The 23,161-nt window shown below is 34.8% G+C and carries 22 protein-coding genes; 19 read left to right on the top strand and 3 right to left on the bottom strand.

Features of this window, described 5'->3' with window-relative positions:
- Positions 1–150 precede the first annotated feature (150 nt).
- The 11 genes from nusB to spo0A all read left to right on the top strand — a co-directional run bounded on the left by nusB (position 151) and on the right by spo0A (position 10,904).
- Positions 151–531 (top strand): transcription antitermination factor NusB, encoded by a 381-nt coding sequence (nusB, locus tag J2Z81_RS02020; protein WP_029270043.1) that lies wholly within the window; start codon positions 151–153, stop codon positions 529–531.
- A gap of 20 nt (positions 532–551) precedes the next feature.
- Positions 552–1,406 (top strand): bifunctional methylenetetrahydrofolate dehydrogenase/methenyltetrahydrofolate cyclohydrolase FolD, encoded by an 855-nt coding sequence (gene folD / locus J2Z81_RS02015; RefSeq protein ID WP_226370607.1) that lies wholly within the window; start codon positions 552–554, stop codon positions 1,404–1,406.
- Positions 1,403–2,761 (top strand): exodeoxyribonuclease VII large subunit, encoded by a 1,359-nt coding sequence (xseA, locus tag J2Z81_RS02010; RefSeq protein ID WP_029270047.1) that lies wholly within the window; start codon positions 1,403–1,405, stop codon positions 2,759–2,761. The genes folD and xseA overlap by 4 nt, the downstream gene beginning before the upstream one ends.
- Positions 2,745–2,978: an exodeoxyribonuclease VII small subunit gene (locus J2Z81_RS02005; RefSeq protein WP_029270049.1), complete on the top strand. Its 234-nt coding sequence runs from the start codon at positions 2,745–2,747 to the stop codon at positions 2,976–2,978. The genes xseA and J2Z81_RS02005 overlap by 17 nt, the downstream gene beginning before the upstream one ends.
- A gap of 1 nt (position 2,979) precedes the next feature.
- The gene (locus tag J2Z81_RS02000) at positions 2,980–3,864 is read left to right on the top strand and encodes a polyprenyl synthetase family protein (protein ID WP_029270051.1); all 885 of its coding nucleotides are present in this window, start codon (positions 2,980–2,982) and stop codon (positions 3,862–3,864) included.
- Between the two features lie 772 nt (positions 3,865–4,636).
- Entirely contained in the window at positions 4,637–5,215 is a 579-nt protein-coding gene (locus tag J2Z81_RS01995; RefSeq protein ID WP_029270053.1) for a hypothetical protein, read from the top strand.
- Positions 5,216–5,233: 18 nt separating this feature from the next.
- Entirely contained in the window at positions 5,234–6,040 is an 807-nt protein-coding gene (locus tag J2Z81_RS01990; protein WP_226981179.1) for a TlyA family RNA methyltransferase, read from the top strand.
- A gap of 80 nt (positions 6,041–6,120) precedes the next feature.
- A complete protein-coding gene (gene ahrC / locus J2Z81_RS01985; RefSeq protein ID WP_226370606.1) occupies positions 6,121–6,570 on the top strand; it encodes a transcriptional regulator AhrC/ArgR in 450 nt (149 codons plus the stop codon).
- Positions 6,571–6,624: 54 nt separating this feature from the next.
- Positions 6,625–8,343, top strand: coding sequence for a DNA repair protein RecN (gene recN, locus J2Z81_RS01980; protein WP_029270059.1), 1,719 nt, complete (start codon positions 6,625–6,627; stop codon positions 8,341–8,343).
- A gap of 207 nt (positions 8,344–8,550) precedes the next feature.
- Positions 8,551–9,840 carry a SpoIVB peptidase gene (spoIVB, locus tag J2Z81_RS01975; RefSeq protein WP_226370605.1) on the top strand — a complete coding sequence of 430 codons (1,290 nt, stop codon included), beginning with the start codon at positions 8,551–8,553 and terminating at the stop codon, positions 9,838–9,840.
- A 278-nt stretch (positions 9,841–10,118) separates the two neighbouring features.
- Positions 10,119–10,904, top strand: coding sequence for a sporulation transcription factor Spo0A (gene spo0A / locus J2Z81_RS01970; RefSeq protein ID WP_029270063.1), 786 nt, complete (start codon positions 10,119–10,121; stop codon positions 10,902–10,904).
- Positions 10,905–11,179: 275 nt separating this feature from the next.
- On the opposite strand, the gene J2Z81_RS01965 is transcribed toward spo0A, so the two are convergent.
- Together J2Z81_RS01965 and J2Z81_RS01960 are read right to left on the bottom strand one after the other, a co-directional pair.
- Positions 11,180–12,529, bottom strand: a complete 1,350-nt coding sequence (locus J2Z81_RS01965; protein ID WP_226370604.1) for an aspartate kinase — start codon at positions 12,527–12,529, stop codon at positions 11,180–11,182.
- 162 nt (positions 12,530–12,691) lie between these two features.
- Entirely contained in the window at positions 12,692–12,934 is a 243-nt protein-coding gene (locus tag J2Z81_RS01960; protein ID WP_029269850.1) for a DUF2627 domain-containing protein, read from the bottom strand.
- Positions 12,935–13,068: 134 nt separating this feature from the next.
- On the opposite strand from J2Z81_RS01960, the gene J2Z81_RS01955 reads away from it, so the two are divergent.
- The 8 genes from J2Z81_RS01955 to J2Z81_RS01920 all read left to right on the top strand — a co-directional run bounded on the left by J2Z81_RS01955 (position 13,069) and on the right by J2Z81_RS01920 (position 22,869).
- On the top strand, positions 13,069–14,838 hold the full coding sequence (locus J2Z81_RS01955) for a sigma-54 interaction domain-containing protein (RefSeq protein ID WP_029269848.1): 1,770 nt from the start codon (positions 13,069–13,071) through the stop codon (positions 14,836–14,838).
- A 165-nt stretch (positions 14,839–15,003) separates the two neighbouring features.
- On the top strand, positions 15,004–16,098 hold the full coding sequence (locus J2Z81_RS01950; RefSeq protein WP_029269846.1) for a Glu/Leu/Phe/Val family dehydrogenase: 1,095 nt from the start codon (positions 15,004–15,006) through the stop codon (positions 16,096–16,098).
- A 362-nt stretch (positions 16,099–16,460) separates the two neighbouring features.
- The gene (gene lpdA, locus J2Z81_RS01945; protein ID WP_226370603.1) at positions 16,461–17,882 is read left to right on the top strand and encodes a dihydrolipoyl dehydrogenase; all 1,422 of its coding nucleotides are present in this window, start codon (positions 16,461–16,463) and stop codon (positions 17,880–17,882) included.
- A 110-nt stretch (positions 17,883–17,992) separates the two neighbouring features.
- On the top strand, positions 17,993–18,985 hold the full coding sequence (locus tag J2Z81_RS01940; RefSeq protein WP_226370602.1) for a thiamine pyrophosphate-dependent dehydrogenase E1 component subunit alpha: 993 nt from the start codon (positions 17,993–17,995) through the stop codon (positions 18,983–18,985).
- 14 nt (positions 18,986–18,999) lie between these two features.
- A complete protein-coding gene (locus J2Z81_RS01935) occupies positions 19,000–19,983 on the top strand; it encodes an alpha-ketoacid dehydrogenase subunit beta (RefSeq protein ID WP_029269840.1) in 984 nt (327 codons plus the stop codon).
- Positions 19,984–20,005: 22 nt separating this feature from the next.
- Complete coding sequence (locus J2Z81_RS01930; protein WP_029269838.1) at positions 20,006–21,259, top strand: dihydrolipoamide acetyltransferase family protein; 1,254 nt, start codon at positions 20,006–20,008, stop codon at positions 21,257–21,259.
- Between the two features lie 96 nt (positions 21,260–21,355).
- Positions 21,356–21,787 (top strand): BrxA/BrxB family bacilliredoxin, encoded by a 432-nt coding sequence (locus J2Z81_RS01925; RefSeq protein ID WP_029269836.1) that lies wholly within the window; start codon positions 21,356–21,358, stop codon positions 21,785–21,787.
- A gap of 92 nt (positions 21,788–21,879) precedes the next feature.
- On the top strand, positions 21,880–22,869 hold the full coding sequence (locus tag J2Z81_RS01920; protein WP_226370601.1) for an aromatic acid exporter family protein: 990 nt from the start codon (positions 21,880–21,882) through the stop codon (positions 22,867–22,869).
- A 21-nt stretch (positions 22,870–22,890) separates the two neighbouring features.
- Here the strand turns inward: J2Z81_RS01920 and prli42 are convergent, their stop codons facing one another.
- Positions 22,891–23,016 (bottom strand): stressosome-associated protein Prli42, encoded by a 126-nt coding sequence (prli42, locus tag J2Z81_RS16035; RefSeq protein WP_226370600.1) that lies wholly within the window; start codon positions 23,014–23,016, stop codon positions 22,891–22,893.
- Positions 23,017–23,161 lie beyond the last annotated feature (145 nt).

Here is a 23,161-nt window from a genome sequence, read left to right as displayed (position 1 = left end):
ATAAAAAGCCTTTACAAAGATAACTATTTCCACGTCCTTAAAAAAGTATTTTTGAGGACGTTTCTTGTTTAAATTTGTACATAATATAAAAAGTCATATTGAGCGTCTATCATTTGGTATGATTCATCATCAATTAAAAGGAGTAATTAGATGAACCGGCATAAAGCAAGGGAAAAGGCTCTTCAGATCCTCTTTCAACTAGATATAAACGAACTTGATCCGATAAAAGCCATGGAAGATATTGCGGAAACTACAGCGATTGATTCTTTTTTGGAAACGGTTGTGAAAGGTGTTTCAACATATAAACAAGAACTTGATGACACAATTAATACAACCCTTGAAAACTGGTCAATAGATCGAATTGCTTCCGTGGAAAAAACAATTTTACGTATTGCTACATACGAAATAAAATACTTAGAGGATATACCGGTAGGTGTCTCGATCAATGAAGCAATTGAATTAGCAAATAGTTATGGAGATGAAAAATCAGGTAAATTTGTTAATGGTGTTTTATCAAAAATTATTTCTTAACAAAGGGAGATGGGGTAACGATGGTAGCTGAAATCATAAACGGCAAAGAATTATCATCCGAGTTGAAATTAAACATGAAGGAAAAAGTGTCTGACTTGAAAAAAAACAAGATTGTACCGCATTTAACGGTTATATTAGTAGGAGATAATCCAGCTTCAAAATCCTATGTTAATGGAAAGAAAAAAGCATGTGCAGAAACAGGAATTTCATCAGACATAATAGAAATGGCTGATTCTATTTCAGAGGAGAAGCTTCTTTCAACAATCAATAAGCTAAATCAAGATCAGTCTGTTCATGGTATATTAGTTCAACTGCCACTTCCAGATCATATCAACGAACAACATATTATTGAAGCAATTGACCCTAAAAAAGATGTGGATGGCTTTCATCCCGTTAATATCGGCAAAATGATGACTGGAGCAGATACCTTTTTGCCTTGTACTCCGTTTGGCATTGTAACAATGCTAAAATCAAAAGATATTAACATATCTGGTCAACATGTAGTTATTATTGGCAGAAGTAATATTGTAGGTAAACCAGTAGGTCAATTATTATTAAATGAAAATGCTACTGTTACATATTGCCATTCAAAAACAGAGGATTTAAGATCATTTACCACTAATGCTGATATACTAATTGTGGCAATAGGTAAAGCGAATGTACTTACAGAAGAGTATTTAAAGCCTGGCGCTGTTGTTATTGATGTTGGTATTAACCGACTCGACAATGGAAGATTAACTGGTGATGTAGACTTTGAAAACGTTAAAAACAAGGCATCATTTATTACGCCTGTCCCTAAAGGTGTAGGGCCTATGACAATTACCATGTTGCTCCAAAATACCATTAAAGCTGCAGAAGGTCTGGAAAAACAGTGAAGGACAATTATTTAACAGTAACTGCATTAACAAAATATATTAAACGCAAAATTGATACAGATGTGCATTTAAGAAATATTTGGCTAAAAGGAGAAATATCTAATTTCAAGCTGCATAGTCGCGGTCATATGTACTTAACCATAAAGGATGATCAAACACGCATACAAGCTGTGATGTTTGCTGGAAAAAACCGTTTCTTAAAATTTAAACCTGAAGATGGAATGAATGTGCTGATTAGGGGAGAAATTAGCGTTTTTGAGCCTTTTGGCCAGTATCAAATTTATATTCAGCAGATGGAACCTGATGGTATCGGGGCATTGGCTATCGCATTTGAACAACTAAAAGAAAAACTTCAAAAACAAGGTTATTTTGATAAAAACATTAAAAAGCCGATACCTATGTTTCCTAAACATATAGGTATTATAACTTCTCCTACTGGTGCAGCAGTACGTGATGTGATTTCGACATTAAAAAGAAGATTTCCAATTATAAAACATACGATCATACCCGTTCTTGTCCAAGGACAGCATTCAGCAATGTCGATAAAAAAAGCAATCGAATTAGCAAACGACAAAAATTTATTTGATGTTCTAATAATAGGAAGAGGCGGAGGATCTATCGAAGAATTATGGAGCTTTAACGAAGAAATAGTCGCTGATGCCATCTTTCATTCAAAGATACCAATTATTTCTGCCGTAGGACACGAAACTGATGTTACCATCAGTGATTATGTAGCAGATTTGAGAGCGCCAACCCCTACAGGTGCAGCCGAACTTGCTGTACCTTCACATATTGAAATAAAAGAGAAAATTTCTAATATGAAACAATCTGCCATTAGCACAATGAGTAACATCATCAAAAATCGGGAACAACATTTAAAACGAATTGGTCAATCCTATGCTTTTCGTTATCCAGAGCAACTTTTAAAGCAAAAAGAACAAGAATTGGACAAGCAGATTGACAGACTTGAAAAGTTTCGAACGCTCTATACGAACCGCAAGCATGAGAGGCTCATGAATGCAAATATTCGTTTAATCAATCAGCATCCCAAAAAGCAAATAAAGCAGGGAACAAAAGAATTAAAGCAATTAGTGAAACAAAAAAATAATTATATGCTGCAAATTTTTGAAAAGAATTCAAAAAACCTAGCAACCGTAATAGAAAAACTCACTCTGCTCAATCCTTTAGAAGTAATGAAACGGGGATTTGCAATTCCTTATACGATCGATGGCCACATCATTAACTCAAGTCATCAAGTTCAAATGAATGATAAAATGAAAATTAAATTAAGCGATGGATTAGTCAAGTGCAATGTAACTAGTGTAGAGGGGGATAATGATGGATACCATGAATGAAGTTTCTTTTGAAGAAGCGATGGAAGAACTGGAAAAAATAGTGGCAAAATTAGAGGAAGGGGATGTTCCCCTAGAAAAAGCTATTGTCTATTATCAAGAGGGGATGAAACTTTCCAAATTATGTAATGATAAATTAAGTAATGTGCAAGAAAAAATGACAAAAATCATGAATGAACAAGGGGAAATTGAACCTTTTGACCTACAGGAGGAAGAATAAATTGCATGAACACCTTGAAGCATATATTACGAAAAATAAATTAAAATTCCAAGAAGAAATGAGTAAACATTTACGTCAATTGGATATTCCTCCAAGACTAAAGGAATCCATGGTCTATTCAGCCGAGGCAGGCGGAAAAATGCTTCGGCCAATTTTATTGGCAGCAAGTTACGAAATGTTTAGTAAGGATATTAACAAAATTCTATCTATTGGCGTTGCTCTTGAAATGATTCATACATATTCTCTCATACACGATGATTTACCTTCGATGGACAATGACGATTATCGAAGAGGTAAACTCACAAATCATAAAGTATTCGATGAAGCGACCGCAATATTAGCCGGTGATGCTTTATTAACGTACAGCTTCGAGATAATCTCAACGGACCCATATTTAACGGATAAACAAAAAATTGAAATTATAAAATTGCTCTCTAGCTCCAGCGGTGCGAAAGGGATGGTTGGTGGACAAATTTTAGATTTAGAAGCGGAAAATCATCCTGTTGAGCTTCATGAATTGGAAAAAATCCACACAATGAAAACTGGAGAACTGCTAAAATTTGCAATATATAGTGGTGCATATCTTGGCAATGCAACAAATGAACAATTAAATCACCTAAGAGAATTCGCATACTACTTAGGTTTAATATTCCAAGTTCAGGATGATATCTTAGACGTGACTGGAGATGTCAATAAAATAGGAAAACCCTTAGGTAGTGATCAAAGTAATCAAAAAAGTACATTTCCTAATCTATTAGGAGCAGAAGGTGCGTTAGAATACAAAAATCAGTATGTACAAAAAGCAAAAAATGCATTACAAAAAGTTAATGCGGAAAATTCCTATTTATTTGCATTAACAGATTACTTTAGTCAAAGAGACCACTAACAAGAACGAATAGGTAAAGATTTTCGACAAGTTTTATAGAAAATTCATTTGATATATGTTATAATTAATTACGTTATAGGGTGGTGCAGTATTCTAGTCAACCCTCCGTTCCTGAAGGCGGGCCTAAAAATCCGCCAAAGGGCACATCGATGAAGTTCCTTGTGTTGGCCTGAGGCGCCCAGCCTTGGGTCAATGCTGGGAGTTAAGGTTTTCGGGCGATCCACAAAGGCATGTGGGCGTAGACCCGATTTCCGCGGAGGCCCATCTTTGTAGTGATAACTAAGCCTAGGAATCATTATGAAATGGGGTATGAACCTGTAAAATAAGGTAAGGGACGCCTTGTTTGCAGCGTAGCCTGCCTTGAGTGGTACTGAGAGGATTAGTGTCATAAACATTTATCCGGCAGGCCACCGGTTGAATGTTTGATTTTCCGCTATGAAATCAGTACTGCAAAAGAGGCTAGGGAGCGGTTAAAGGTTGTTGAGGAAAACTCCTAGACTGTTCGAAACAGACATTTAAAAGGGATTATAGTGTGGACTAAGTGGTAATCCAGTCTAGTTTTTGGTGACAAAACTAAAATGGATTTAAAGGGGAACCGCCTTTATGGCAACATAGGGTATCCATTTGGGAAAACCTACTGGACCTAAGCCACAGTTTTTACCTTTTAAATGCCCACCCTCGCCTTACATAAAAATACATATCATGAATTATTCATAACTAGAAAATGTGAATACACCTAATAATTTTCAAGAAAAACATACGAGGGTAAATTATGAATTCAAAAATAAAACGTTCCATAAAATTTAGTTTCACTATTGCCGTTATCACTTTTGTGCTAGCGGCTATTTTTTCAATTATATCATCTTCTTTACTTAATGAAGTAGTTTGGATTATTGGTTTAATAATCGTGTTTATCATCGTATTTATAGGTATTGTTTTTGATATGCTAGGAATAGCAGCTACTTCGGCAAGTGAAGCTCCATTGCATGCAATGGCTGCAGAAAAGGTTAAAGGGTCGAAAGAAGGCATTATTATCATAAGAAACGCAGATAGATTTGCAAGTTTTTGTAATGATGTGATTGGTGATATATCTGGAATTATAAGTGGAACAGCATCAGCAATAGTTGTACTGCAAATTGCCAACCTATTTGAAAAAGGAGAAGGATCTTTTCTCCAAATAGCCCTAAATGTTTTCATAACAAGTTTAGTTGCAGCACTTACAGTTGGCGGAAAAGCATTAGGCAAATTTTTTGCAGTTAATGCATCTACGGACATTATTATTATAACCGGAAAAATAATTTCTTTTATTGAAAAAAAGCTAAAAATAAAAATATTGCCTAGAAATAACTAACATAATAGAGGTATTATAATGAGAAAACAAAGTTTGGATATTTTATTAGTGGAACGAAATTTAGTTGAATCACAAGATAAAGCAAAGCGCCTTATAATGGCTGGTTTAGTATTTACAAACACTATACGTTTAGATAAACCTGGAATGAAAGTAGACCGGAATATTCCTTTAACAATTAAAAAAAAACAAATACCATATGTTGGACGAGGCGGTTTGAAACTTGAAAAGGCATTAAATTCCTTTTCTGTTTCTGTTTCTAATAAAATTATGTTAGATATTGGTTCTTCTACAGGAGGCTTTACCGACTGTGCTTTACAAAATGGAGCAGAATTATGTTATGCGATTGACGTAGGGTATAATCAACTGGATTGGAAACTGAGAAATGATGAACGTGTTATTGTAATGGAGCGAACTAATTTTCGTTATGTTACATCTGATATGCTAAAATTTGGTTCACCCAATTTTGCAACGATTGACGTTTCTTTTATATCATTAAAAGTTATTCTTCCAGTTTTAAAGCAATTACTAACGCCCAATAGTGATGTAATTGCTTTAATAAAACCCCAATTTGAAGCGAACAAAGAACAAGTTGGCAAAAAAGGAATCGTCCGGGATATACAAGTACATGAGACTGTTTTAGAAAATATTATTACGCTTGCTAAAAATGAAACGTACAATATTCACAACCTAACATATTCACCCATAACGGGAGGAGACGGAAATATTGAATTTCTAGCTCATTTCAGCTGGAAAAAAGCAAAACAAAATAATATGATTGAACCAAAATCAATTGTCCAAGAAGCTCATGCTAACTTAACATCCTAAATAAAGTACGAGCTCTAGCCTATTTATAAACATTTAAAATTAAATATCCACCGAGACATATGTTTTTCCGGAGGTAAAAAATGAGTAAAATTCAACGACATATAAAAATACGCGAGTTAATTACCGATTATGAAATTGAAACACAGGATGATTTGGTTGACCAGTTAAAAGCTTTAGGATACAACGTTACTCAAGCCACTGTATCACGAGATATTAAAGAGCTTCATCTTGTTAAAGTTCCTTCATTAAATGGAGGATATAAATATAGCTTACCTGCCGATCAGCGTTTTAATCCATTAGGAAAATTAAAACGATTAATCATGGATACCTTTGCCAAAATTGATAGTACGAACCATTTTATAATATTGAAAACCCTGCCAGGCAACGCCCAAGCTGTTGGGGTTTTAATTGATAATTTGGATTGGGATGAAATAATGGGAACCATTTGTGGAGATGATACATGCCTCATTATATGTCGGACAGAAGAGGATACAGATACGATTAAAAATCGTTTTCTAAATATGCTGTAAGAAATAAATATATTTTCTGGATTACGAGTAGCCATACTTTGAGGTGATTTTAACATGCTAACAGAATTATCTATCCGTGATTTTGCCATTATTGAACAAACATCCATTACCTTTAATGATGGTTTAACCGTATTAACTGGTGAAACAGGAGCGGGAAAATCAATTATTATCGATGCTATTCAACTACTGGCAGGTGGAAGAGGTTCAGTTGAGTTTGTCCGGTATGGCAGCAAAAAAGCACAGATTGAAGGTTTATTTACAATCGAAAACAAAAAACATGCTATTTATAATGTCGGAGCTCACTACGGAATAGAGATAGAAGATGGAATGGTTGTTTTACATCGGACAATTACTGCTGGCGGGAAAAGTATCTGCAGAGTTAATGGGAAATTAGTAACCTTGGCCATTTTAAAAGAATTTGGAAAAACATTAATTGATGTACATAGCCAACACGAGACTCAATCATTAATGAATCCAGAAAATCATATCGACTTACTTGATTTATACGATGAGAATAGGATTGCAAAAGCAAAAGAGGAGTATACAAAGTTATATGAACAACTAAAAACATTAAAGCAAAAGCATAAACATTTAAGTGAAAATGAGCAGGAAATGGCTCAACGTTTGGATTTATTAGAATTTCAATTTCGTGAGATTGAACAAGCTTCTCTTAGCCCCGATGAAGACGACCTTTTAGAAAAAGAACGTGAACATTTAGCTAATTTTGAAAAGATTAACACTGCACTCTTAGCATCATATAATGCATTGTACGGTGAGCAAAAAGGACTTGAATGGTTGAATAACGCTCAATTAGCCCTGCAGGATGGAAGCGCTTATGATTCATTTACAGCAGAAAAGGCTGAAGAATTGTCCAACCATTATTTTATTATCGAAGAACTCACAATTGAACTTCGTAACTACAGCGAAACTATACAATATGATTCTGGACGTTTAAACGAAATTGAGGAGCGGCTCAATGAAATAGACAAATTAAAAAAGAAATATGGTTCTACAGTTCACGAAATATTGGAATACATGGGTAAAATTGAAGAAGAAATGGAACAAATAAAAAATAAAGATTCCCATTTAATAAAAATGAAAGAACAGATAAAAGAAAAAAAAGAAGATGCATATTTAGAAGCAAAACAATTACATGATCTGCGGAAGGAAGCTGCTGAGTCTTTAATACAAGATATGGAGAAAGAATTGATTGATCTATACTTGAATAACGCTTCCTTTTCCATTTCTTTTCAACCAGAAATTACCGAAGTTAATAATGCTAATAAAGTAAACTTACATAAGAATGGATTTGACCATATTCACTTTCTAATTTCAACTAATGCAGGTGAACCGCTAAAAGAAATGAATAAAATAGCCTCTGGAGGCGAACTTTCACGTATAATGCTTGTACTGAAGAAATTATTGGCTCAACATCAAGGAATCACAAGCGTAATATTTGATGAAGTAGATACAGGTGTTAGTGGTCGAGTAGCCCAAGCAATGGCTGAAAAAATTTATGGAGTTTCGAATAAGTCACAAGTTCTCTGTATAACTCATTTACCTCAGGTAGCTGCTATGGCAGATTCACATAAATTCATTAAAAAAAACGAAAAGGATAATCGAACAGAAACACATGTTACCGAATTAAATGAGGAACAACAAATTGAAGAATTGGGCAGAATGATTACAGGTACCAAACTAACAAACACAGCAAAAGATCATGCAAGAGAATTAGTACAACTTGCAATTTCTTTTAAAAATAATACAAAATAAAGGATAATTTTCTTTAAAAAGCCAGAAAATAACTTATCTGGCTTTTTTCTTTTGTCATTCATTATATACATGTTTTCATGAATTTTTAAAAAGGAAATGTTACACATCTTTTCTTATTTCTCACTAGTTTAAAATACCATCAATAAGGTCAAATTAGAAATACAGATATAAAAAGGTATGGGTTAGGAGCGGAGGAGAGTGAATTGATTGAGACAGAAGGATAAAATAAGAAATTGGATAGGCATTCTGCTCCTTATTGTTGTAATGGCAATTCCCTTTTTTACCCCTTTACAAAAGTATCTTTCCATTCCTAATGAGATTTTAACCCTTGCTAATGAATCACGCCTAGACATACCAAATTTTGGTGATGCTGTAGAAGTTAATGCTACAGATGACAATGTGCAAGCAATAAATTCCTCTGAATTTCATGCTAAAGAACCTGGAGACAGTAAACTTTTTTATGAAGTAGCCGGTCTTCCAGTTAAAAAAGTTAACGTTTCCTTACTCGATGATATAAAAGTTATACCTGGTGGCCAATCAATCGGTGTTCAGCTGCATACACTAGGTGTACTAGTTGTAGGGCATCATCTTGTAAACGGTAAAGACGAAGAGGCATCATCCCCTGGTGAAGATGCAAAAATTAAAGTAGGAGACATCATTTTAAAAATCAATGGAAAACCAATTAAAAACATGGAAGATGTCAAACCCTATGTAGAAAAAGCAGGGAAAAAAAACAAACCTTTAAAATTAACTGTAAAAAGAGGAAAAGAAAAATTTAGTACAAAATTACAACCAGTTAAGGACAATAAGGAAAAAGAATACCGTATTGGTTTATATATTAGGGATTCAGCTGCAGGAATTGGCACCATGTCATTTTATGAACCAAAGTCAAAGAAATATGGAGCATTAGGACATGTTATTTCAGATATGGATACTAAAAAGCCTATTGAAATCCACGATGGAACCATTGTACGTTCAAATGTTACCTCCATTGAAAAAGGGAACAATGGAACACCTGGAGAAAAACAAGCTAAATTTTCTATGGAGAAGGACAAAATTGGATCAATTACAAAAAATAGTCCATTTGGAATCTTTGGCGAACTAAACAGTACCATTAAAAATGGAAAAATGGATGAACCAATGTCTGTTGGTTTATCTCATGAGGTAAAAGAAGGTCCTGCAAAGATATTAACTGTGGTTGATGGTGAAAAAGTTGAAGAATTTGATGTTGAAATTGTAAGTAGTGTACCTCAGAAATTCCCAGCCACAAAAGGGATGGTTATAAAAATTACGGATCCAAAGCTACTAAAAGAAACTGGTGGTATTGTTCAAGGAATGAGTGGTAGTCCCATCATTCAGGATGATAAAATCGTTGGCGCTATTACACATGTATTTGTAAATGATCCCACTTCTGGCTATGGGGTTCACATTGAATGGATGTTGCAGGAAGCAGGTATAGATATTTATAAGAAAAAAGATAAACAAAAAGCTAGTTAAAAAAATGACTTGTTGTGGATTTATTCCATCACAAGTCATTTTCCATATTTAAAATTATGATATAATTCTAAATAGACTATATATTATTCGACAAATGTTATGTCGATTTACGCAGTAGATTATCGAAATATAAGGAAAAATAGAGGGAATGAAAGCAAAACAAAGGAAACACAAAAAATTCCAAAGTTTTTCACTCGAAAAGAGGATTTAATCATTTTATATCGAATAGGTACAATGGAGATAAACTGTTCGATTACATAAAGGGGAGGAACAAAATAGTGGAAAAAATTTCAGTTTGCTTAGTTGATGACAATAAGGAATTAATACAATTAATGGAAGATTATTTTGACGAACAAGAAGATATTGAAGTAATTGGAACCGCATCCAACGGAAGAGACTGCTTGGAAATGCTGGAGGATTTAAATCCGGACGTATTAATTTTAGATATAATTATGCCACATATTGACGGATTAGCCGTGTTGACAACACTAAGAGAAACGGAAAGAAACAGCTATCCAAATGTTATTATGCTTACCGCGTTTGGGCAGGAGGAAGTAATGAAAAAAGCAGTAGACTTAGGAGCATCTTATTTTATCTTAAAACCTTTTGATTTGGAAAACTTGGCTGACCAAGTCCGTCAAGCACAAGGAACGAATACAACTTTATCTCAAGGAAGTCCTAAAAAAGAAAATAAAAAGGAAAAAAAGAAAGTGGACTTGGAAGCAAGCATTACAAATATAATTCACGAAATAGGAGTCCCTGCGCATATTAAAGGATATATGTATTTACGTGAAGCAATTACAATGGTATACAACGACATCGAACTATTAGGTTCAATTACCAAAGTACTTTATCCTGATATTGCTAAAGCCTTCAATACAACAGCTTCACGTGTAGAAAGAGCGATACGCCATGCCATAGAGGTTGCTTGGAGCAGAGGAAATATCGAATCGATATCAGCTTTATTTGGCTACACGGTAAGCATTTCAAAAGCAAAACCGACCAATTCCGAGTTTATTGCAATGGTCGCTGATAGGCTTCGTTTAGAACATAAAGCGAGTTAAAGGTTGATATGTAAAGGTTTACTTAAAATTATTTATTAAAATTAACTCGCTTCATGTTGCATTTATCATTCGTTTGTTTACTGAAAGTCTTCCGAGGAGGCTAAGGCCGTGCCCGCGGAAAGCAGCCGCCTGCAGAGCAAGTCAACGGGATTACTAAATAAGTATAAATCGCACGGAAAAGTAAAATAAAGAAGTTCGGGAGTTCCATCTAGAGACGGGACTCCCGAACTTTTTTACATTTACTGGGGTTTTGTCCCAGTCTTATTTTTTATTGATTATTTACCAAAATATGCATCATACAACGATTGAATTGCCCGGTCAATTCCTTCAGCTTGTATTCCAAACATCATCGAAACTTCAGATGAACCCTGATTTATCATTTCAATATTGACATTAGCTTCTTTTAGGGCTGAAGTGGCTTTTTGAGCGATCCCAATTGTACTATTCATTCCTTCACCAACAACCATGATAATTGCTAAATCACGATGGATAGACACTGTATCCGCTTGTAATTCTTCTTTTATTCTTTTAAGTATTATGGGTTCCTTTTCAGGTGTCAGTTGATCATCACGGATAATAATGGACATATCATCAATTCCCGAAGGTGCATGTTCAAATGAAATCATTTCATCCTCTAAAATACTAAATAACTTTCGTCCAAACCCTAATTCACGGTTCATTAAATATTTGCTGATATATATGCTACTGAAACCAGTGTCGCTGGCTATACCTACAACACAGTTCTCTAAAGACTCTTTTTCCGCAACAATCTTTGTTCCCGGGGATTGTGGATTATTTGTATTTTTAATAGCTACAGGAATTTTTTCATTGAATGCAGGTATTAAAGCTTCATCGTGAAATACAGAAAACCCTGCATAGGAAAGTTCACGCATTTCTTTATAGGTTAACTTTGTGATTTCTTTTGGATTATCAACAATATTAGGATTCACTGAAAAAACCGAGTCCACATCCGTAAAATTCTCATATAATGCAGCTTTTACTCCTGCCGCAACAATAGAGCCGGTTATATCTGAACCCCCTCTGGGGAAAGTTGCAAGATTTCCTTCTTTTGTATACCCAAAAAAACCAGGTATAACCAATATATCTGATCTTTCCCTAAGTGCATAAAGATTGGAGAAACTTTCCGATAATATTCTAGCCTCGCCCAGCTCATTACTAACCATTATTCCAGCATCTTTTGGATTTATATAATTTGCTTCTAGGCCAATATGTTTAAGATATTCACTGACAATTTTGGCTGAACTATCTTCTCCAAGTGCTTTGATAGCATCGAATTTAATTTCGTCAGAAAGATTTCTCGATAACACGTTATTAATCGAATGTTCAATATCTTCCAGGACGGACAATGGTATATTTAATTCTTGAATAATTTCTTCAAAACGTTTCATTATTTTGTCCAAATAGTCTTTATACGTTTTATTTTGAAGATAAGCATGACCCAGATCTATTAGCATATCGGTAATTTTAATATCATTATTATTTCGTTTTCCTGGAGCTGAAACAACAACTATTTTTCGCTCAGGATCACTTTTAATAATACCCCCTACTTTTTGGATTTGAGTAGCACTCGCAACAGAACTGCCACCGAATTTTACTACTTTCATTGTTACACCTCTCCATATACTTTTATAAAATCTAATGTTTTTTAAATAGTATCACAAATGTTACATAACTGTTAGTGTTTTCTTTCAATTCAGCTAGACTCTTTTTTTAATTTTGTACTTTTTTTGCCTATAGACAAAATAAAAGTGACTAATCGCCACTTTTTATTTGTGTTTCTTTTGATTTTTCTTCTTTACTAATTGTCTTTTTCGATCTCTATGTACGATAAAGCCACCGATAAAACCAAGTCCGATTAAAAACAGGATGAGTCCTACTGTAAATTGGATACCAACATGGACGAAAATCGGATAAAATTCATCAAACAAAGAATCGCGCATAAGTTTTATACCAAAAGCAGAAATAACGCCTGGAATAAATAATACAAGTACAGCAAAAATCCGAATCATATCATATTCCCCTTAAGTACTAATCTTTAGATAGTATAACAAACCTTGCTTAAAATAGAAATGAATCAAGATTTGCTTAAACCAACGTATTATCGTATGATTGATACGTGCAAAATTTTGCAAGGTGGGATGATATGAAACGTGTGCTTATTATTGGCGTTAACAAAAATGAGAGCGCTTTATTTAACCTGCTATATACTAGTGATCAATTTAAAATAATAGCTGCTATCGCTCAAAATAAACAAGAAAATGTATGTAAAGTAGAACGTACATATAATATTCCTGTAGATACGGAATGGCAAAATTGGATAAACGAAGACATTGATATTATAATTGAAACTACAGGCGATTCACATCTGCTTGCGTTACTTTCAAATGAACGCCAAAAACAAACACTGATTATACCCGAACCTCTTACAAGAATTATAATTGAGTTACTTGAGGAAAAAATGACGCAAACAATTAATAACAAACTAACCCAAGTAATTCATCTAAAGGAAGAAAATACGGATTTAAAGAAAATAAAAACAATGTTAGAGGCCATTATTCATTCATCAGAAGAAGCGATTAGTGTTGTTGACGAGAATGGTACAGGGTTAATGGTTAACCCAGCATATACAAAAATTACCGGGTTAACAGAAAAAGAAATCATTGGAAAACCAGCATCTACTGATATTTCTGAAGGAGAAAGCATGCACTTCAAAGTGCTGAAAACAAGACAGCCAGTTCGCGGTGTACGTATGAAAGTTGGTCCAAATAAAAGAAGTGTTTTAGTAAATGTTGCTCCAGTGATAGTCAATGGAAAAATTAAGGGAAGTATAGGTGTACTACATGATATTTCAGAAATTCAGATATTAACAAGCGAATTAAAAAGGGCTCAAAAGATCATTCGCAACTTAGAAGCAAAATATACTTTTGATGATATAATAGGTTCTTCTCCTGAGATGAAACTGGCCATCGAACAAGCTAAGGTTGGAGCTAGAACACCAGCAACTGTTTTATTGCGTGGAGAATCAGGTACAGGAAAAGAATTGTTTGCTCATGCTATTCACCATGAAAGCGTTAGAAAACATAATAAGTTCATTAGGGTGAATTGTGCAGCTATTGCAGAGACGCTTTTAGAAAGTGAATTATTTGGTTATGAAGATGGAGCTTTTTCAGGAGCAAAATCAGGTGGCAAAAAAGGATTATTTGAAGAAGCAAATAATGGCAGTATTTTTCTAGATGAGATAGGCGAGCTTTCTTTAAATATGCAAACCAAACTTCTTCGATTTCTTCAGGAAAATGAAATTATTAGAGTTGGTGGTACAAAACCAATACAGATTAATGTAAGAGTGATTGCTGCTACGAATACTAATCTGGAAAAAGCAATTATGGATAAAACTTTCCGTGAGGATTTATATTATCGTTTAAATCGCCTTCCGATATTTATTCCTTCTCTTAGAGAGCGCTTGGATGATTTACCAGATTTAATTTATCATACCATTGAGAAATTAAATCTGGAATATGGCAGAAATGTTCGCTCCATATCAGATAAAGCCTTACATAATTTAAAACAACATCGTTGGGATGGCAATATTAGAGAATTGGAAAACATAATTGGACGAGCAATGATTTATATGGGTATGAACGAAGAAAGGATTAAAACTAAACATATTTTTGATTATGTAAATCTTTTGTCAAAAACAAAAGATCCGATTGATTCACAAGTTTCAAGCATCGATAGGCTCTCATTACAACAAGCTACCGAACAATTTGAAAAAGATTTCATTGCCAGTGCATATAGAAGAAATAATTTTAACAAAACAAAAACAGCCAGTGCGTTAAAAATATCCATTAGAAATTTATACTATAAGATAAAAAAGTATAATATTGAAAAAAGTAACATGCAACACTTTTCATAAATGAAAAAAAATGCACACACTAACTATACATTAACCAATAAAAACAAGGGTTAAATATTGGCACAATCGTTGCAATGGAAATATAAACATACATTCTTCCTTGCGTAAATTACAATTAATTTTTTAGATTATGAAATATATACCACATTCTTAGGGGGATAAAAAATGGAAATATTGAGTTATATGGAAGAGTCTGATTATGAGCAAGTCGTTTTTTGTCAGGATAAAAATTCTGGACTTAAAGGAGTTATAGCTATTCATGATACCACGCTTGGACCTGCGCTAGGCGGGACTAGAATGTGGACGTACAATTCAGAAGCTGAAGCGATTGAAGATGCTTTGAGATTAGCAAAAGGAATGACTTATAAAAATGCTGCCGCTGGATTAAATTTAGGCGGAGGGAAAGCGGTGATTATTGGTGACCCTAAAAAGGATAAAAACCCTGAAATGTTCAGAGCATTTGGCCGTTATATCCAAAGTCTAAACGGTCGATATATTACAGCTGAAGATGTAGGAACAACGGTTAATGATATGGATACAATCCATTTAGAAACGGATTTTGTAACTGGAATATCAGCCGAGTCTGGTTCCTCAGGTAATCCATCACCAATAACTGCTTACGGTGTATATATGGGAATGAAAGCAGCTGCAATGGAGGCTTTTTCTAATGACTCTTTAGAAGGAAAAACAATTGCAGTACAAGGCGCTGGAAATGTTGCATATAATCTATGTAAATATCTGCATAAAGAAGGTGCTAACATCATTGTAACTGACATAAATAAAGAAGCGGTTAATCGGGTTGCAGAAGCTTTCGGTGCTCAAACTGTAGATCCAGAAGCCATCTATGATGTAGATTGTGATATATATGCACCGTGTGCGTTAGGCGCAATAATTAATGATGATACTATTCCAAGAATTAAAGCGAAGGTTATAGCGGGATCAGCAAATAATCAGTTAAAAACAAATGAACATGGCGATATGCTTTACGAAAAAGGAATAATTTATACTCCTGATTATGTCCTAAATTCAGGTGGAGTTATCAACGTAGCTGATGAGTTAATAGGATATAACTATGACCGGGCAATGAAAAAGGTAAATACAATTTATGATAACCTAACAAAAGTGTTTGAAATTTCCAGACGTGATAATATTCCAACATATGCTGCCGCAGACCGGATGGCAGAAGAAAGAATTGAATCGGTAAAAAAATCCCGAAATCAGTTTCTAATGAATGAACATCATATTTTAAGTCGAAAGTAAAACTTTAGGGGAATTTTAAAGCAAATACCAGTCATTTTGCACCAAATTCTCGAGATTACCACTATTTATTCTAGCTTAACCTCAATATAAGTCGTTGATCATGAAGGCTTTGTCATTTAAATCATATTATTGATCAACATTTGGCAAATAGCATACTAGGGCATTTATGATATCTAAACTGGATGCTGTAGTATCCTGCTATAAATATAAAAGTAAGCGAATGATGTGTATTGCTGTTATAATAGTATACCTGGTGCAAATATATTACAAATACTTATATTAGATGTTTTGAGGGTTTTACATAATAGAGATATACAAAAAAAGTAACCCTGCGACTCAAGATATGAAGGAGCGGACTATGTATGTCAAAGGAATATGACCTTGTTGTTCTCGGTGGGGGGACAGGCGGATATGTTGCTGCTATACGAGCTTCACAACTGGGTTTGAAAGTAGCAATGGTAGAAAAAGAGAAACTAGGTGGCACTTGTTTACATCGTGGCTGTATCCCCTCAAAAGCGTTATTACGCAGTGCAGAGGTTTATAAACAGACAAAAGAAGCAAGTAATTACGGTATTTACACGAAAGAAACAAATTTTAATTTTACGAAGGTACAGGAACGAAAAGACAAAATTATTGATACATTACATCAAGGTGTCCAAGGGCTTATGAAAAAAGGGGAAATTGATGTATTTGAAGGATACGGTCGTATTTTAGGACCTAGTATATTTTCTCCAATGCCTGGAACGATTTCAATTGAATATGAAAATGGTGACGAAAATACAATAATCGTTCCAAAAAATGTACTGATTGCAACTGGTTCAAAACCCAAAACATTACCTGGTCTAGATATTGATGGTACAGCAGTATTGAGCTCTGATGAGGCTCTTCAAATGGAAGAACTTCCTGCTTCCATCATTATAGTTGGTGGCGGTGTGATAGGTATTGAATGGGCCTCAATGTTAGCTGATTTTGACGTCAAAGTTACAGTTATTGAATACGCAGACCGAATACTGCCAACAGAAGATACGGCTATATCTAAGGAAGTTGAGAAATTATTAAAAAAGAAAGGTATTACCTTTGTTAAGGAAGCAAAAGTGCTATCAGAAACCCTATCAAAGGGAGACGGTATTACAGTTGATGTAGAGATCAATGATAATAAAAAATCCTTTAAAGCAGAAAAAATGCTTGTATCCATTGGGCGAGAAGCAAATACAAGTAATATCGGACTGCAAAACACGGAAATTGTTATCGATTCTGGATTTATTCAAACGAACAACTATTATCAAACAAAAGAATCACACATCTATGCCATTGGTGATGTAATCGGCGGGATGCAGCTTGCACACGTCGCTTCCCATGAGGGGATCATCGCAGTCGAACACATTGCTAATCAAGAGCCATTTACACTGAATTATAACACTGTCCCTACATGTATTTATTCCAACCCTGAGGTTGCAAGTGTGGGAATGACAGAACAAAAGGCAAAAGAAGCGGGCTTTCATATTAAGATTGGTACATTTCCTTTTAAAGCAATTGGAAAAGCATTAGTTTATGGTGAAACAGATGGTTTTGTGAAATTTATTGCTGATAAAGATTCACAAGACCTTCTCGGTGTGCACATGGTGGGACCACATGTTACAGACATGATATCCGAAGCTAGTCTTGCTAAATTACTTGATGCAACATCTTGGGAAGTTTCCCAGGGTATACATCCGCATCCAACCTTATCAGAAATAATGGGTGAAGCAGCACTTGCCGTAGACGGAAAACAGATTCATGGCTAACAAAATGTTAGAACCTTGAAAAATACTGCCATTATTTTTAGAATCATCTTACCTCAAGATTGGTATTTATTTTCATTTTGAAAATAAACATTTTAAAGGAGGGACCCTTTATGACAAAAAATAGACATGACAAGCTAGGTTTAACAAATGAAGATGTACTGGAAATGTATAAAACAATGCTATTGGCTAGAAAAATTGATGAAAGAATGTGGTTGTTAAATAGAGCGGGTAAAATTCCTTTTGTGATTTCTTGTCAGGGACAAGAGGCAGCACAAGTAGGTGCATCATTCGCTCTAGATCGAAACAAAGACTTCGTAGCACCTTATTATCGGGATATGGGCATTGTTTTAACATTTGGAATGACAACAAAAGAACTAATGCTATCGGGGTTTGCTAAAGCCGAAGACCCAAACTCAGGTGGACGCCAAATGCCTGGGCATTTCGGGCAAAAGAAAAATCGAATTTTAACAGGTTCTTCGCCAGTAACAACCCAACTACCGCATGCCGTCGGAGTAGCATTAGCAGCAAAAATGGAACAAAAAGATTTTGTATCATTTGTTACCCTAGGAGAAGGTTCATCAAATCAAGGTGACTTTCATGAAGGTCTAAACTTTGCTGGAGTACATAAATTACCGGTTATTACTATGGTTGAAAATAATAAATATGCAATTTCTGTGCCGGTTGATAAACAGCTGGCATGTGAATCGGTTTCTGATCGTGCAACAGGCTACGGCATGCCTGGGTTCACAGTAAATGGAAATGATCCATTAGCCATATATGAAGCTGTGAAAAATGCAAGAGAGCGAGCAGTGTCAGGAGAGGGCCCAACTCTAATTGAAGCAATTACATATCGTTTAACAGCGCATTCTAGTGATGATGATGACCGTTTATACCGTGAAAGTGGAGAAGTTGAAGAAGCAAGAAAAAAAGACTCTATCATTACATTTGCTGCTTACCTAAAAGATTTGGGAATTTTAACAGATGAAATAGAAGAAAAAATAAATACTGAAATTCGCGACACTGTCAATGAGGCAACTGATTACGCAGAAAATGCACCATACGCTGAACCTGAATCTGCTTTAAAATTTGTATATGAAGAGTAAGGAGTGGAGACTATATGCCCATAATGTCATATATCCAAGCGATTACAACTGCATTAAAAGAGGAAATGCAACGTGATAATAAAGTATTTGTTCTAGGAGAAGATGTCGGGAGGAAAGGTGGAGTTTTCCGTGCCACAGAAGGGTTGTACGATGAATTTGGTGAATATCGTGTTTTAGACACACCTCTAGCAGAATCTGCCATTGCTGGTGTTGGTATCGGAGCAGCAATGTATGGAATGCGACCAGTAGCAGAAATGCAATTTGCTGATTTCATTATGCCTGCAGTTAATCAGATTATTTCAGAAGCTGCTAAAATTCGCTATCGTTCTAATAATGATTGGAATGCTCCTATAACAATCCGTGCTCCGTATGGAGGTGGTGTTCACGGTGCATTATATCATTCGCAGTCTGTTGAGTCTGTTTTCGCCAATCAACCAGGATTGAAGATTGTAATGCCTTCAACTCCATACGATGTAAAAGGATTATTAAAGGCATCCATTCGTGATAATGATCCAGTACTTTTCTTTGAACATAAACGAGCCTATCGTTTATTAAAAGGCGAAGTACCTGATGATGATTATGTTTTGCCAATTGGTAAAGCTGATATCAAAAGAAATGGTACAGATATAACTGTCATTACGTATGGTTTATGCATTCATTTTGCCATGCAAGCTGCTGAAAAATTAACTGAAGAGGGAATTGACGTACACATTTTAGATTTAAGAACAGTATACCCGCTTGATCAGGAAGCAATTATAGAGGCAGCGAAAAAAACAGGGAAAGTGTTATTAATTACGGAAGATAATAAGGAAGGAAGCATTATCGGTGAAGTGTCAGCCATCATCGCTGAAAATTGTTTATTTGATTTGGATGCACCCGTACAACGGTTAGCAGGACCCGATATTCCATCTATGCCTTATGCACCTACAACTGAAAAGTTTTTTATGGTGAATCCGGACAAAGTGGAAAAAGCAATGCGAGAACTTGCTGAATACTGATCAAATGAAGGAGGCACTAACGATGGCCGAAAAAATTAATATGCCTCAACTAGGTGAAAGTGTAACAGAGGGGACGATTAGCTCCTGGCTTGTTAAGGAAGGCGAGCATGTTCAAAAGTACGACCCAATTGCGGAAGTGATGACAGATAAAGTAAACGCAGAGGTGCCATCCTCTTTTACCGGGACGATAAAAGAACTCGTTGCACAAGAGGGAGAAACCATAGCTGTAGGCGACCTAATGTGTTACATCGAAACTGGAAATGAAGCAGACAATAAATCAAGTGATACAAACACACAAAAAGGTGCTGAAAATACATACGTCAAGGAAAAAACGCAATCAGATAACCAAAACAAATCAATGAAAAAACGCTATTCACCAGCTGTATTAAAATTATCACAAGAACATAACATCGATTTATCGCAAGTGGATGGCACTGGACGTGGCGGCAGAATCACACGAAAAGATATTGAAAAAATAATTTCTACAGGGGATATACCAAAAGAAAATAAAAGAACTGACGCTGATAAAGCTTTATCGAAGCCAGCACAAGCACCTTCAATACCATTAACACAACAAGGAGATATAGAGATTCCTGTTAAAGGTGTGCGGAAAGTTATTGCTGAAAATATGGTTATGTCCACAACAGAAATTCCTCATGCATGGATGACTGTTGAAGTGGATGTTACTGATCTTGCTGTCTATCGAAACGAAATAAAAAACCAGTTTAAACAAAAAGAAGGGTTTAATTTAACATTTTTTGCGTTCTTTGTTAAAGCTGTTTCACAAGCATTAAAGGAATACCCACAATTAAATAGTATGTGGGCAGGAGATAAAATCATACAAAAAAAGGATATCCATTTATCTATTGCAGTAGCAAAGGGTGAAGAATTATTTGTTCCAGTCATAAAACATGCCGATGAGAAAAGTATAAAAGGGATTGCGAAAGATATATCCGAATTGGCCATGAAAGCCCGTTCAAATAAATTAACTTCCGAAGACATGCAAGACGGAACATTTACAGTTAATAATACTGGTTCTTTTGGCTCTATTCATTCAATGGGGATTATTAACCATCCTCAGGCAGCAATTTTACAAATTGAATCTATAGTCAAAAGACCTGTTATTATCAATGATATGTTCGCAGCGAGAGACATGGTTAATTTATCCTTGTCTTTAGATCATCGTGTATTAGATGGGCTCATTTGCGGTAAATTCTTAGCTCGTGTCAAAGAGATATTAGAAAATATGAATAAACAAACATTAAGTATTTATTAATAAAAATACAGTTTTTCCAAATTGTAATTTACAGATAAAATTGATAAGCTAAATATATGTTTCAATTATATTAAATATAAGGGGATGGAAATTTACATGGATTTTAATCTATTTATGAATGACGTAGTAGATGTTGCGCGCAAAGATATAACAGCTGCTGGCTATGAAGAACTAACCAATCCTGAAGATGTAGAACAAGCCCTTACACGCAAGGGAACTACATTAGTAATGATTAATTCTGTATGCGGCTGTGCCGGTGGTGTTGCTAGACCTGCAGCGGCAAATGCAATACATTATGATAAACGTCCAGATCATTTAGTTACTGTATTTGCTGGGCAAGATCGTGAAGCCACTGAAAAAGCACGTACATTTTTTGGAGATTATCCACCTTCTTCCCCGTCTTTTGCCTTTTTGAAAGATGGAAAGATTGTTACTATGTTGGAACGTCATGATATAGAAGGATTTAGTGCGATGGATGTAGTTGGAAAGCTTCAAAATATTTTTGAAGAGCACTGTGAAGAAATATAATAGTTGAGAAACAAGAATTATTAGGCTGTCTCCATTCTTAACGGACGGCCTATTTTTCTTCTAATGCTATTATTACAAAGGGGATTTTAAATGTGAAAATTGGCTATCGAACAATTAAGACAGCTATTGGAGCGCCCATTGCTATTTCGATTGCTCAATTAATAGGTTTAACAAATTTTGTCTCGGCTGGAATTCTAACCATTTTATGCATCCAGCCATCAAGAAAAAAATCTGTTTTAAGTGCTTGGCATCGATTTGCAGCATGTGTTTTGGCAAGTCTTTTTTCTTTTGTCTTCTTTGAATTCATAGGCTATAATCCAATTGCTGTTGGAATAATGCTAGCCTTTTTCATTCCAGCGACAGTTTTATTAAAGATCACACCTGGGATAGCAACAAGTTCTGTTATCATTTTAAATTTATACAGTGCTGAATATATGTCTTATTCCTTTTTATTCGATCAGTTTTTAGTTATTTTGATCGGTGTAGGGGTTGGGTTACTTTTAAATCTTTATATGCCAAGTTTAGATAAACAATTAAAAGAGAAACAAGAACGCCTGGAAAAAAATTTTCAAATTATTTTATATGAAATTGCTTTATACATAAAAAACAAAAATGAAAATTGGAATGGGAAAGAACTGACAGATTCAGAAGATATACTGCAGGAAGCTCTTGACTTAGTAGATCTTGATAAAGAAAACCATTTACTTCGTGACCAGCATCCTTATTACGATTACTTTATCATGCGAGAAAAGCAATTAGCACTTTTAGGGCGGATGCTTCCACTTGTAACTAAACTTCCTGACAAAGATGTAATATCTGAGGAAATAGCGGAGTTTTTCATTAAACTGTCAGAAGCTGTTCATCCAGGAAATACAGCAATCGTTTATTTGAATGACCTAAATAATATAAGAAAAAAATTTGATGAAAACAGCTTACCTGTTACACAAAAGGAATTTGAAACAAAAGCAAATTTATTTCGCTTGTTGCATGAAATTGAAGAATATTTAATCCTTAAAAGAAAATTTAAGGAAAGCGATGTTTCTATATTAAGAAAAACAAAAAGGACTGGAACAACTTCATGACGTCCAGTCTTTAAGCGTATATTATAAAAGAAAAGCTAACCCTGCTGTAATGGATGATAGAAACATTGCAAGAATCATTAAATATATTACAAATTTTAATCTTCTTTCACGTTTTGATTTTTTCTTTCGATTATTTTTTGAAGCCACTGTTAAAAGTCCTCCTTTAATCCTTTATGCTAATTGTATTTTATCGCTAAAAGGAAGATTGGACAAGTAGGAATAATAATTGAAACAAGACACATAAAAAATGTCTCGCAGGGGAAACAGAAGAACAATATGCTTGTAGGAAAAG

It is taken from the genome of Virgibacillus alimentarius (genome assembly GCF_017874635.1).
GTDB lineage: Bacteria > Bacillota > Bacilli > Bacillales > Amphibacillaceae > Virgibacillus_B > Virgibacillus_B alimentarius.
This window is presented reverse-complemented; position numbering and strand designations above follow the sequence as displayed.